The sequence below is a fragment of the Kitasatospora sp. NPDC057692 genome (genome assembly GCF_042799475.1).
Classification (GTDB): domain Bacteria; phylum Actinomycetota; class Actinomycetes; order Streptomycetales; family Streptomycetaceae; genus Kitasatospora.
This window is the reverse complement of the sequence record NZ_JBHVIV010000071.1, coordinates 33559-46165: the sequence shown is the minus strand read 5'-3', so window position 1 is coordinate 46165 and position 12607 is coordinate 33559. Positions and strand designations below refer to the sequence as shown.

The following is a 12607-nucleotide window of genomic DNA, read 5'->3' as shown; positions in this document are numbered from 1 at the left end:
CCGCGGAGACCACCACCGTGTGCGACACCCCGGGGGTGTTGTCCACGAAATTGGTGATCAGCCAGTTCAGGTTCTGTGCGGCCTGGCTCATCTGATTCAACTCAACGCTCCTGATGATCTGCGGCGTTGCCGTCGGTCCGGCCCCCGAAACTATCGAACCCGGGCTGCTGGGCACCATGGTGGAAACCGGCCTGGTTGCCCTGTCCCTGGGTGCTCTGGCCCTGGTCGGCCTGCCCCTGGCCGCCCGGCGCCTGGCCGGCCGCCTGCTCGGCACCGGCCCGGCGGCCCTGCTGGATGCCGCGACGCAGGTTGGTGAGGCGGCCGCGGACCTCCTCGGGCGCGCGGGAGACCTGCGGGCCGGTCAGCGGGGACGCCTCGGCGGTCCCGGAGACCAGGTTGGCCTGCGGGGTGCGCCGGGGGAGGCCCGACATGGTGACACCGCTGGTCGACGGCTCGCGGACCTGCTCGGCCCGGCGCCAGCGCTCGTCGTTGGCGGACGGGCGCCACGGGGCGTCACCGGGCTGCGGCTGCGCGGCCTGCTGCTGCGGCTGGGCCTGGGCCTGGGGCTGCGCGCCCTGCGGCGCCTGCTGCTGGGCCTGCGGCTGCTGCGGGGCCCGGGCGGCCTGCGGACGGTCGGCCTGCGGGGCCGGCCCCTGCGGCTCGTGACCCGGGGCGGTGGTCCCGGGGCGGCGCGGCTGGTAGGGGCGCGGCCGGCTCTGCTGCTGGGCCGGGCGGCCCTCCTCGCGCGGCCGGCCCTGCCCGGCCGGCGCCCCGCCGTCGGACGGCCCGGTGGGCAGCGCCATCGGCTCCTGCCGGACGGGCGGCTGCTGCTGGACCGGCCGCTGCGGGGTCTGCGGCTGCTGCGGGCGGGCGGCCTGCTCCGGACGGACCGGGTTGGGCATGGCCGGCAGCACCGGCTCCACCAGGCCGAGGCCCAGCGGGTCGCGCGGGTCGATGTCGCTGGCCTCGAACCGGGGGCGTGCGAACTGCTGGGTGCTCTCCACCGGGGCGGGCTCGGCCGCGGGCAGCGGCTGGGCCGGCTGGACCTTCGGCAGCGGCTGGGTCTCCTGGAGCGACTGCTGCCGGTCACCCGGCGCGGGCCGCTGCGGACGGCCGCCCTGGCCCTGCTGCGGTCCCTGGGGACCCTGCGGGCCCTGTGCGCCCTGCGGCGGACGGCCCTGGCCGGGCCGCTGACGCTGCGGCAGGCCCTCCTGCGGACGCTCGCCGGGGCGGGCGCCCTGCGGCGCGCCCGGACGGCCCGACTGGTCGGCCCAGCCGTGCTGGGGCTGCTCGCCGCCGCGGGCGGCGGGGACGCCGTCGCCCTGCGGACGCTCCTGGCCGGGGCGGCGTCCGCCCGGGCCGCCCTGCTGCTGGCCGCCCTGCTGCGGGGCGCCCTGCTGCGGGCCGCGGCGGGGCAGACCACCGGGGCCGCCCTGCTGCGGGGCCTGCCGGCCGGGGGTGCGCTGCGGCAGACCGCCCTGCTGGCCGGACGCCGGCTGGCTGGGACCCTGCTGGCCGGGACCCTGCTGGTTGGACGCGGGCTGGCTGGGACCCTGCTGGCCGGGCGCACCCGGACGGCCGCCCTGCGGCGAGGCGTTCTCGCGCAGCGACTGGCCGACCTGACGGGTCGGCAGGCCGCCGCCCGCACCGGGACCGCCCTGACCGCTCGGGCCGCCGGACGGACCGGGGCCGCCCTTGCCGAGCTGCGGCCGGCCCTGCGGGGCACCGCCCGCCGGACCCTGGCCGAGCGCCGCGGGGCCGCCGGTGCGGCCGCCCTGGCCGCCCTGGCCGGCCGGGACCTGGCGCTGCTGGCGCGGCGTCGGGGCGACCCCGCGCTGCTGCTTGGGCTGGCCGCCGCCGGGACGGCCGGGGCCGCGGCGGTCGGCGGAGTTGGTGACGTCCACCGGGAGCATGACCAGCGCGGTGGTGCCGCCGGAATCGCTGGGGCGCAGCTGGATGCGGATGCCGTGGCGCAGCGACAGGCGGCCGACCACGAAGAGGCCCATGCGGCGGGAGACGGAGACGTCCACCGTCGGCGGGTTGGCGAGGCGCTCGTTGATCTCGGCGAGGTCGTCGGGGCTCAGGCCGATGCCGGTGTCGTGGATCTCGACCAGCACCCGGCCGTCCGGCAGCGCGTGGCCGGTGACCCGGACGCGGGTCTGCGGGCTGGAGAACGAGGTGGCGTTCTCCAGCAGCTCGGCGAGCAGGTGGACGAGGTCGTTGACGACGCGGCCGGCGACCTCGGCCGACGGCACGGCGGCGAGCTCGATGCGCTCGTACTGCTCCACCTCGGAGGCGGCGGCGCGGAGCACGTCGACCAGCGGGACGGGGCGGGTCCAGCGGCGGCCCGGGTCCTCGCCGGCGAGGACGAGGAGGTTCTCGCCGTTGCGGCGCATGCGGGTCGCGAGGTGGTCCAGCTTGAAGAGGTTGGCCAGCTGGTCCGGGTCGGCCTCGCGGCTCTCCAGCTCGGAGATGAGCGACAGCTGGCGCTGGATGAGGCCCTGGCTGCGGCGCGAGAGGTTGGTGAACATCGCGTTGATGTTGCCGCGCAGCAGGGCCTGCTCGGCGGCGAGGCGGACGGCCTCGCTGTGCACCATGTCGAACGCGTGCGCCACGTGGCCGATCTCGTCCGCGGAGTCGACGCCGACCGGCTCGACGGCGACGTCCACGTCGTGCGGGTCGGTCTCGGAGAGCGTCTTGACCAGCTCGGGCAGCCGCCGCTCGGCGACGTCCTCGGCCGCGGACTGCAGACGGGTCAGCGAGCGCACCATCGAGCGGGCGATCAGACCGGCGCCGCCGAGGGCGACGAGCAGCACGAGCGCGACGGCGGCACCGATGATCAGGGCCTCGGTGTCGGCCTGGGACTGCAGCTCCTGGGCCTTGCCGTCGAGGTCCTTGATGAGCTTGGACTCGATGCGGCGCTCGGCGGCGATCTTGGCGGTGGACTGCTCGTACCAGTCCTTGTAGCTGACGACCTCGCTCTGGTGGATGCCGCTCTGCTGGAGGATCGAGCGCGCGTAGCGGTCGGCCGCGGCGACCACCGAGTTGTAGCTCAGCTGGCCGCGCAGGTTGTCCAGGTCGCGCGAGGTGTAGATGTTGTTGAAGCCCTGGAGCGCGTTGTCGTAGGACGCGCGCAGGCGGATGCCGAAGGACTCGTCGCTCAGGCTGAGGTCGGGGCCGCCCGGGTTGGCGAGCGCGGCGCTGATCAGCGCGCGCTGCTGGGAGGTGGCGTTCTTGGCGAGCGAGAACTGCTGCAGGGCGCGGGTCGCGCGGACCAGCTCGCGGTTGTTGGACGCGAGCGCGATGTCCTGGGTGATCGACAGCAGGTCGCGGATGATCACGTCGTACGCGGTGATCGTGGCCTGGATGTTCTGGTTGTTCTGGTACGGGTTGCCGCGCGCGTCGGAGACCGAGTTCAGGTCCTTGCGGATCTGGAAGAGCAGCGCCTTGCCGCCGGAGAGCTCCAGGTTCTCGAACTTGTCCGAGGACGCGGTGAAGGTGCGGCTGAGATCGTCGGTGACCTTGCGGGCGGCGACGATGTCGTCGTCCAGCGGCGCGTTCGGCACGTTGATCTTGGCGGTGATCGGGCCCGCGCTGATGTCCCGCTCGTTCTGCAGGGCGTTGGCGAGGTCGGTCGCCTTCTTGGCGAGGTCCGAGAGGTTGGCCATCTGGGCCAGCTGCTGCGAGGTTTCGAGCGAGGTCTGGATGCGCAGGCCACCGAGGACCAGCGCGACCAGGACCGGGAGCGCGAGCAGGGCGATCAGCTTGCTGCGGATCCGCCAGTTGCGCATGGCGAGGCGGCTCATGCCCTTGGCGCGCCGGCGGGTCAGGGAGCTGCGGAGCTTGCCGCGGGTCGACTTCCGCTCGCCGCCGTCCTCCTCCGGCCCGCCGATCACGTCGGGCGCCGGTTCGGCCGGGCTGCCGGGGGCCGCCGCCGGCTGGGGGGCTGCCGCGGGTTCACGCGACTCCGGGTCACCCGCGGCGCCGCTACCCCTTTTGAAACGTCCCTGCACTGGCGTCGCAACCTCTGGACCGGGCGTCCCACCGCGTTGCCGCGGCCTGGACGGTGTCGAGTTTCCATCCGCACCCCGGCCGGTCCGGGAGAGCGGGTCACCGGGGTGGACAGCTCCCTACCCACGGTCCGTGGCATTCCAGCACAGCCGGGGAATCCCAACAAGGGCGGACGGGGCACATCGGACGGCACTACTCACCGCGCGCGGGATCTCACCGACTGTGCGGCAAACAGACCCGAATACCGCCTTTTTCGGACACTCGCCGGATACATGCCAACCCGGGTCGAGATCAACGCGATGGGCGGAGCTTCGGGTATGACCGATATTTCCGATATGCCGGTAAAGGGCGATGCGGCGATATGTCGGATATCTGGGATATGTTCCGTGATTTGTGGCGAAAATCACAGATGAATGTGTAGCTTTGGTCACGGTGACTGTGGAAAGAGATCCGTAACCTTGCTGTATCCGGAGCACGGCCTCGATCAGCCTGCCCAGAATCTCCCCGAATCACTCAGGCCGGGAGCCGATCGCGGTCGGTCGCCCGGCCGCGACCTTGAGGTGCTGACGAGATGTCCCAGGCGAACACGGCCACCAGCTCCACGCCGACCAGCCGCTCCACCGCGAACCCGCGCCGGACGACGCTGGCCTCGGTCGAGGACTTCGGCCGGATCCCCGGCGCCCGCACGTCCGCGGACGTGGCGACCTACGCGACCGAGCTGCCGTCCGCCACCGCCAACCCGCGCCGCACCCAGCTGGCGGTCGCCCCGGTGGTGAACGTCCCGCGGGACTGAGGCGTTCCGCATACGCCCCGACGGGCGCCGTCACCCCGGTGGCGGCGCCCGTTCGCCATGGAGCGGGCTGTTTCGGAGCAGGTCGGGCCGGGGACCGCGCGATAGCCTGGCAGCGATCGAGCGGGGCCGGGTCCGCAGTGGACCCGGCACCCACCAGCGCCCGGGCGCGCCCCGGGCGGCCGTCGAAGCGAGGGGTAGCCCAGCCGTGCGCATTGCCAGGTTTTCCGTCCGGGAAGGGAGCCCTGCCGCGGGCGGCGTCTCCTTCGGTGTGGTCGAGGGGGACCCGGCCCGGCCGGAGTCGCTGGTGGTCCACGCCCTGGCCGGCCACCCGTTCGGCCAGCCCCAGCCGACCGGCGAGAGCTACCGCTTCCAGGACGTCCGGCTGCTCAGCCCGATGCTGCCCAACAAGATCGTCGCGGTCGGCCGCAACTACGCCGAGCACGCCGCCGAGCTGGGCAACGCCGTCCCGGACGTCCCGCTCACCTTCTTCAAGCCGTCCACCTCGGTGATCGGCCCGACCGAGAGCATCGCCTACCCGCCGTTCTCCTCGGACGTCCAGCCCGAGGCCGAACTGGCCGTGGTGATCGGCCGGATGTGCCGCGAGGTGCCGCTGGAGCGGGTCCCCGAGGTGATCCTCGGCTACACCTGCGCCAATGACGTCACCGCGCGCGACGTCCAGCAGCGCGAGGGGCAGTGGGCCCGCGCCAAGGGCTTCGACACCGCCTGCCCGCTCGGCCCGTGGATCGAGACCGACCTCGACCCGTCCGACCTCGCCGTCACCTGCACGGTCAACGGCGAGCTCCGGCAGGCCGGCCGCACCTCGCAGATGGTCCGCTCGGTGGCCGAGCTGATCGTGCACATCTCCGAGGCCATGACGCTGCTGCCGGGCGACGTCGTGCTGACCGGCACGCCCGCCGGGGTGGGCCCGGTCAACATCGGCGACGAGGTCGCGGTCACCATCGAGGGCATCGGCACCCTGGCCAACAAGGTGGTCAAGCGTGGCTGACGCGCCGGCCGTGCGGGTGCGCTTCTGCCCGTCCCCGACCGGCAACCCGCACGTGGGCCTGGTCCGCACCGCCCTGTTCAACTGGGCCTTCGCCCGCCACCACGGCGGCACGCTGGTGTTCCGGATCGAGGACACCGACGCGGCCCGGGACTCCGAGGAGTCCTACGAGCAGCTGCTCGACGCGATGAAGTGGCTCGGCTTCGACTGGGACGAGGGCCCGGAGGTCGGCGGCCCGCACGCCCCGTACCGCCAGTCGCAGCGGATGGACGTCTACGCGGACGTCGCCCGCCGGCTGCACGAGGCCGGCCACGCCTACCACTGCTACTGCTCCACCGAGGAGCTGGACGCCCGCCGCGAGGCGGCCCGCGCCGCCGGGAAGCCGTCCGGCTACGACGGGCACTGCCGCGACCTGACGGCCGACCAGGTCGCCGTGTACCGGCTGGAGCGGCGCGAGCCGATCCTGCGCTTCCGGATGCCGGACACCGCCATCGCCTTCGACGACCTGGTGCGCGGCCGGCTCTCCTTCGAGCCGGAGAACGTCCCCGACTACGGCATCGTCCGGGCCAACGGCGCACCGCTCTACACCCTGGTCAACCCGGTGGACGACGCCCTGATGGGCATCACCCACGTGCTGCGCGGCGAGGACCTGCTCTCCTCGACCCCGCGCCAGATCGCGCTCTACGCCGCGCTCGCCGACATCGGCGTCGGGGCCGGCGGCACCCCGCGCTTCGGCCACCTGCCCTACGTCATGGGCGAGGGCAACAAGAAGCTCTCCAAGCGCGACCCGCAGGCCTCGCTCAACCTGTACCGGGAGCGCGGCTTCATCCCCGAGGGGCTGCTCAACTACCTGTCGCTGCTCGGCTGGTCGCTCGCCGAGGACCGCGACGTCTTCACGGTGGACGAGCTGGTCGCGGCCTTCGACATCGCCAAGGTCAACTCCAACCCGGCCCGCTTCGACCTGAAGAAGTGCGAGGCGATCAACGCCGAGCACCTGCGCCGGCTGGCCCCGGAGGACTTCGTCCGCCGCCTGGTGCCGTACCTGCAGGCGCCCGGCCTGCTGCCGGCCGAGCCGACCGCCGCGCAGCTGGAGCTGCTGGCGAAGGCGGCGCCGCTCACCCAGGAGCGGATGGTGGTGCTCGGCGAGATCGTCGGCATGGCCGGGTTCCTGTTCGTCGCGCCCGAGGACTTCGCCGTCGACCCGGACGACGCCGCCAAGGTGCTCACCGCGGACGCCCGGCCGGTGCTGGAGGCGAGCATCCGGGCGCTGGAGGCGCTCGGCGACTTCGGGCCCGAGCCGATCCAGGCCGCGCTGCGCGAGGCCCTGGTGGACGGCCTGGGCATCAAGCCCAAGTTCGCCTTCACCCCGCTGCGGGTCGCGGTGACCGGCCGGCGGGTCTCCCCGCCGCTGTTCGAGTCGATGGAGCTGCTCGGACGCCCCGAGACGCTGCGCCGGCTGACCGCCGCTCTGGCGGCTCTCCCAGGGGCCTGACCCCGCCCGCGGGCCCGGTCGCGCACCGGGCCCGCGGCCCTCCCGGACGTCACCGGACGGCCCCCTGCCCGCTGCCTGGGGTTATCGATTTTGGAGCCGGGGCGGACGTCGGGTAATGTTCTTTCTGCGCCGCCCGGGAGGGCAACGACGAGGGAGTGAAACCCCCGCCGGAGCCGGAGCGGGAGGCGCAAGCCCGAGCAGGGCCCCGACAGGGGTTCAACTCTGGTGGGGTATGGTGTAATTGGCAGCACGAGTGATTCTGGTTCATTTAGTCTAGGTTCGAGTCCTGGTACCCCAGCGCAGTACCGCGGTCCATCCGGACCGTACAATTCAAGAACAAGCCCCCGTTGTGTAGCGGCCTAGCACGCTGCCCTCTCACGGCAGTAGCGCCGGTTCGAATCCGGTCGGGGGTACTGGTTCCGCGAGGAACCGCCTGGAAAGCCCCCGTTGTGTAGCGGCCTAGCACGCTGCCCTCTCACGGCAGTAGCGCCGGTTCGAATCCGGTCGGGGGTACCGAGGCAAGAAGCCGATGGGTCTGCTCATCGGCTGATTGCTTTGTTGGGGTATGGTGTAATTGGCAGCACGAGTGATTCTGGTTCATTTAGTCTAGGTTCGAGTCCTGGTACCCCAGCCAGAAATAGAGGAAGACCCCGGTTCCCCGGGGTCTTTTTGCTTTTCCGGACCGGGGAATTCCCGCACCGACCCGAAGGGCCCCGCTCGACACCGAGCGGGGCCCTTCTTTCGGTCGTCCGTGGGGGAGCGGGGGGAGTGGGGGGAGTGGGGAACGGGTGGGCGGGGTGGGGTCAGCTACGGCGCAGGGCCTCGGTGAGGCGGTTGGCCGCCTCGATGATGGCCTGGGCGTGCAGCCGGCCCGGGTGGCGGGTCAGGCGCTCGATCGGGCCGGAGACCGAGACGGCGGCCACGACGCGGTTGGAGGGGCCGCGGACCGGCGCGGAGACGGACGCCACGCCCGGCTCGCGCTCGCCGATCGACTGCGCCCAGCCGCGCCGCCGGACGCCGCTGAGCGCGGTGGCGGTGAAACGGGCGCCCTGGAGACCGCGGTGCAGCCGCTCGGGCTCCTCCCAGGCCAGCAGGACCTGGGCGGCCGAGCCGGCCTTCATCGGCAGGGTGCTGCCGACCGGGACGGTGTCCCGCAGACCGGAGAGCCGCTCGGCGGCGGCGACGCAGATCCGCATCTCGCCCTGCCGGCGGTAGAGCTGTGCGCTCTCGCCGGTGACGTCGCGCAGATGGGTCAGGACCGGGCCCGCGGTGGCGAGCAGTCGGTCCTCGCCCGCCGCGGCGGAGAGTTCGGACAGGCGGGGGCCGAGGATGAACCGTCCCTGCATGTCCCTGGTGACCAGGCGGTGGTGTTCGAGTGCGACGGCGAGTCTGTGGGCCGTGGGGCGCGCCAGACCGGTGGCGGCGACCAGCCCCGCCAACGTGGCGGGGCCCGACTCCAGTGCGCTGAGCACCAGAGCGGCCTTGTCGAGCACGCCGACGCCGCTAGAGTTGTCCATGCGCTAAGACTGCAGTCTCATTCCGCGAGACGCAAGTTCAATCTTCGGCGAAAAGCGCCACTCTGGATGCAGCAGCCCGGGAGACATCCAGGATGCGGCCCCGTCGAGGTGTCCGCATCGTGGACACCGATCCGGTGTGCAGGTCGCGCGACGTGCGCCGCCCAGGGCGGCGACAGCTCCGACCTCGACGACACGAGAAGGCCGGCAACGCGGCCGGCTGGAGGGAATCCGATGGGACGGACACTCGCAGAGAAGGTCTGGGACGACCACGTCGTGCGGCGCGCGGAGGGCGAGCCCGACCTGCTCTTCATCGACCTGCACCTGCTCCACGAGGTGACCAGCCCGCAGGCCTTCGACGGTCTCCGGCTGGCCGGGCGCACGGTCCGCCGCACCGATCTCACGATCGCCACCGAGGACCACAACACCCCGACCCTCGACATCGACAAGCCGATCGCCGACCCGGTCTCCAGGGTCCAGCTGGAGACCCTGCGCAAGAACGCGGCCGAGTTCGGCGTCCGGATCCACTCGCTGGGCGACGTCGAGCAGGGCGTCGTGCACGTGGTCGGCCCGCAGCTGGGCCTCACTCAGCCCGGCACCACCGTGGTCTGCGGCGACTCCCACACCTCCACCCACGGCGCCTTCGGCGCGCTGGCGTTCGGCATCGGCACCAGCCAGGTCGAGCACGTGCTGGCCACCCAGACCCTGCCGCTGGCCCCCTTCCGCACCATGGCGATCACCGTCGAGGGCGAGCTGCCCGAGGGCGTCACCGCCAAGGACCTCATCCTGGCGATCATCGCCCGGATCGGCACCGGCGGCGGCCAGGGCTACGTCCTGGAGTACCGCGGCTCGGCGATCCGCGGCCTCTCCATGGAGGCCCGGATGACCGTCTGCAACATGTCCATCGAGGCGGGCGCCCGGGCCGGCATGATCGCCCCCGACGCGACCACCTTCGAGTACCTCAAGGGCCGCCCGCACGCCCCGCAGGGCGAGGACTGGGACGCCGCCGTCGCGTACTGGGAGACCCTGGCCACCGACGAGGACGCGGTCTTCGACCACGAGATCTTCATCGACGCCACCGAGCTGACCCCGTTCGTGACCTGGGGCACCAACCCGGGCCAGGGCGCCCCGCTGGGCTCCGCCGTCCCGGACCCGGCCTCCTTCGCCGACCCGCAGGAGCGGATCGCCGCCGAGAACGCCCTGGCCTACATGGGCCTGGAGGCCGGCACCCCGCTGCGCGAGGTCGCGGTCGACGCGGTCTTCGTCGGCTCCTGCACCAACGGCCGGATCGAGGACCTGCGCGCCGCCGCCGACCTGCTGCGCGGCCGCCGGGTCGCCGACGGCGTGCGGATGCTGGTCGTCCCCGGCTCCGTGCGGGTCGCCCTGCAGGCCGTCGAGGAGGGCCTGGACAAGGTGTTCACCGCGGCCGGCGCCGAGTGGCGGCACGCGGGCTGCTCGATGTGCCTGGGCATGAACCCCGACCAGCTCGCCCCCGGCGAGCGCTGCGCCTCGACCTCGAACCGCAACTTCGAGGGCCGCCAGGGCAAGGGCGGGCGCACCCACCTGGTCTCCCCGCAGGTCGCCGCCGCGACCGCCGTCCTGGGCCGGCTGGCGGCCCCCGCCGATCTGGTGGCCGACGCCGCCGTGGAGGTCTGAGCAGCATGGAGAAGTTCACCACCCACACCGGCCGGGCCGTGCCGCTGCGCCGCAGCAACGTCGACACCGACCAGATCATCCCCGCCCACTGGCTCAAGAAGGTCACCCGTTCCGGTTTCGAGGACGGGCTGTTCGAGGCCTGGCGCAAGGACGAGTCCTTCGTCCTCAACCGGCCCGAGCGCCGGGGCGCCACCGTTCTGGTGGCCGGCCCCGAGTTCGGCACCGGCTCCTCCCGGGAGCACGCCGTCTGGGCCCTGCAGAACTACGGCTTCCACGCGGTCGTCTCCTCGCGCTTCGCCGACATCTTCCGCGGCAACTCGCTGAAGAACGGCCTGCTGACCGTGGTCCTCCCGCAGGAGACCGTCGAGCGGCTCTGGGAGCTGACCGAGGCCGACCCGGCCGCCGAGATCACCGTCGACCTGGAGGCCCGCGAGGTGCGCGCCGAGGGGGTCACGGCTCCCTTCGAGCTGGACGACAACGTGCGGTGGCGGCTGCTCAACGGCCTGGACGACATCAGCATCACCCTGTCGAACGAGGCCGACATCGCCGCGTTCGAAGCGCGTCGCCCCTCGTTCAAGCCGCGTACCCTGCCGGTGGCCTGAGATCCCGTTCTGAACAAGCATTCTGACGAACCGCCGGATGGCCCGCTCCCCCTCGGGGGGGCGGGCCATCCGCCGTTCCGGGGCGGGAGTTGTGCCCGCCCGCCGCCCCCGGATTGGGGATTCGGTTTTGCGACAGAGGGCCCCGCAGCATGCACAACTGCGCGTAGATGGCACAATCAGTGCATGCACCGGCACCATGAACCTCCGTACGCGGGCGGCCAACCCGCGTCACCGGAGTCCACGGGCCGGGGATCCGAACGCCGAATTGACGATCGGCCGTACGCCGCAACCTCAGCTGCTGAGGGGCCGGACGACCCGGAAGTCGCAGCGCTCTTCGCGCTTGTGGCCGAGCGGTTGAAGCAAGCTCACGACCGCGTGCATGCGCTGAACGTGTCTGCCGATGCAAAGACCGCTCTCACCCGTCAACTGCTCATCGTCACCGAGACCGCCAAGCGCGATCTTCCGGGGGCGGCGCGGCGGTTGAGTCGCTTTGTGCAGGACCTCGACGAGGGGCGCCCGCCCGTCGACTGAGGTCGCCGACGCGCAAATCCATTGCGACACTAGGGTGATTCGCGCGTTTGGTAATTGAAAGTCCGCAGATACATACCTAACGTGCGAAATGAACGGATGGAATCATCCGGCGCCCGTTTCCGAAGGGGAAGACGTGAACAAGGCTCAGCTTGTCGAAGCGGTGGCCGAGCAGCTGGGCGGTCGCAAGGCTGCCGCAGAGGCCGTCGACGCAGTGCTCGACACCATGGTGCGCGCCGTCGTGGCCGGCGACCGCGTTTCGGTCACCGGTTTCGGCACCTTTGAGAAGGTGGAGCGCTCCGCGCGCTTCGCCCGCAACCCGCAGACCGGCGAGAAGGTCAAGGTCAAGAAGACCTCGGTGCCCCGCTTCCGCCCGGGCCAGGGCTTCAAGGACCTGGTCAGCGGCGCCAAGAAGCTGCCGAAGGAAGGCCCCTCGGTGAAGAAGGCCCCCAAGGGCTCCCTCACCCCGGGCAAGAGCGGCGTCGCCGCCACCCCGGCCGCCAAGCGGGCCGCCACCAAGCGTGCCGCCACCGCCGCCGCCGCCGCTGCCGCGACCCCGGCCAAGAAGGCCGCCGCCAAGAAGGCGACCGCCACCAAGACGGCCGCCGCCCCGGCGAAGAAGACCGCGGCCGCCGCCAAGAAGGCGACCGCCACCAAGAAGACCACCACCGCCGCCGCGAAGAAGACCACCGCGACCGCGACCAAGAAGACCGCGGCCGCCGCCAAGAAGGCGACCGCCACCAAGACGGCCGCCACCCCGGCGAAGAAGACCACCGCCACCGCCAAGAAGGCGACCGCCACCGCCAAGAAGACGGCGCCGGCGAAGAAGACCGCCACCCGCAAGACCACCGCGCGCAAGACTTCCGCCAAGTAGTCGCCGCGCGTCCTCGCCGGACGGCCTTCGAGTGCCGCGGCGCCGCCCGCCCCCGCCAGAGGGGGGGGGGGGCCCCGCCCGCCCGCGGGAGGGGGGGGCTCTAGGCCGGGGGGGGCCCCGCGGGCGGGGGGGCC

Annotated in this window: 9 protein-coding genes, 4 tRNA genes and 1 pseudogene; 11 read left to right on the top strand and 3 right to left on the bottom strand. The window is 72.6% G+C overall.

The genetic code is table 11. The features are described from left to right. Both ACFVFS_RS30925 and ACFVFS_RS30920 read right to left on the bottom strand, forming a co-directional pair. Window positions 1-91, bottom strand: a pseudogene (locus ACFVFS_RS30925) (roadblock/LC7 domain-containing protein); the annotation flags it as partial. A 10-nt stretch (window positions 92-101) separates the two neighbouring features. Then, window positions 102-3896 carry a nitrate- and nitrite sensing domain-containing protein gene (locus tag ACFVFS_RS30920; RefSeq protein WP_380628121.1) on the bottom strand — a complete coding sequence of 1265 codons (3795 nt, stop codon included), beginning with the start codon at window positions 3894-3896 and terminating at the stop codon, window positions 102-104. Between the two features lie 686 nt (window positions 3897-4582). Here ACFVFS_RS30920 and ACFVFS_RS30915 point away from each other — a divergent pair. The 7 genes from ACFVFS_RS30915 (at window position 4583) to ACFVFS_RS30885 (ending at window position 7933) form a co-directional block, all read left to right on the top strand. Then, entirely contained in the window at window positions 4583-4804 is a 222-nt protein-coding gene (locus ACFVFS_RS30915; RefSeq protein WP_380628120.1) for a hypothetical protein, read from the top strand. A gap of 205 nt (window positions 4805-5009) precedes the next feature. Further along, entirely contained in the window at window positions 5010-5810 is an 801-nt protein-coding gene (locus tag ACFVFS_RS30910) for a fumarylacetoacetate hydrolase family protein (protein ID WP_380628119.1), read from the top strand. Continuing rightward, window positions 5803-7299 carry a glutamate--tRNA ligase gene (gltX, locus tag ACFVFS_RS30905; RefSeq protein WP_380628118.1) on the top strand — a complete coding sequence of 499 codons (1497 nt, stop codon included), beginning with the start codon at window positions 5803-5805 and terminating at the stop codon, window positions 7297-7299. The genes ACFVFS_RS30910 and gltX overlap by 8 nt, the downstream gene beginning before the upstream one ends. 226 nt (window positions 7300-7525) lie before the next feature. Further along, window positions 7526-7597: transfer RNA gene (locus ACFVFS_RS30900), tRNA-Gln, on the top strand. A 42-nt stretch (window positions 7598-7639) separates the two neighbouring features. Then, window positions 7640-7712 (top strand) — tRNA-Glu (locus tag ACFVFS_RS30895). 27 nt (window positions 7713-7739) lie between these two features. Beyond that, window positions 7740-7812 (top strand) — tRNA-Glu (locus tag ACFVFS_RS30890). Window positions 7813-7858: 46 nt separating this feature from the next. Then, window positions 7859-7933: transfer RNA gene (locus ACFVFS_RS30885), tRNA-Gln, on the top strand. 169 nt (window positions 7934-8102) lie between these two features. On the opposite strand, the gene ACFVFS_RS30880 is transcribed toward ACFVFS_RS30885, so the two are convergent. After that, window positions 8103-8816, bottom strand: a complete 714-nt coding sequence (locus tag ACFVFS_RS30880; protein ID WP_030306825.1) for an IclR family transcriptional regulator — start codon at window positions 8814-8816, stop codon at window positions 8103-8105. Window positions 8817-9047: 231 nt separating this feature from the next. On the opposite strand from ACFVFS_RS30880, the gene leuC reads away from it, so the two are divergent. The 4 genes from leuC (at window position 9048) to ACFVFS_RS30860 (ending at window position 12473) form a co-directional block, all read left to right on the top strand. After that, window positions 9048-10469, top strand: coding sequence for a 3-isopropylmalate dehydratase large subunit (gene leuC / locus ACFVFS_RS30875; protein ID WP_380628117.1), 1422 nt, complete (start codon window positions 9048-9050; stop codon window positions 10467-10469). 5 nt (window positions 10470-10474) lie between these two features. After that, window positions 10475-11071: a 3-isopropylmalate dehydratase small subunit gene (leuD, locus tag ACFVFS_RS30870; protein ID WP_380628116.1), complete on the top strand. Its 597-nt coding sequence runs from the start codon at window positions 10475-10477 to the stop codon at window positions 11069-11071. Between the two features lie 183 nt (window positions 11072-11254). After that, the gene (locus ACFVFS_RS30865; protein ID WP_380628114.1) at window positions 11255-11602 is read left to right on the top strand and encodes a hypothetical protein; all 348 of its coding nucleotides are present in this window, start codon (window positions 11255-11257) and stop codon (window positions 11600-11602) included. Between the two features lie 133 nt (window positions 11603-11735). Then, window positions 11736-12473 (top strand): HU family DNA-binding protein, encoded by a 738-nt coding sequence (locus ACFVFS_RS30860; RefSeq protein WP_380628113.1) that lies wholly within the window; start codon window positions 11736-11738, stop codon window positions 12471-12473. Window positions 12474-12607: the final 134 nt, after the last annotated feature.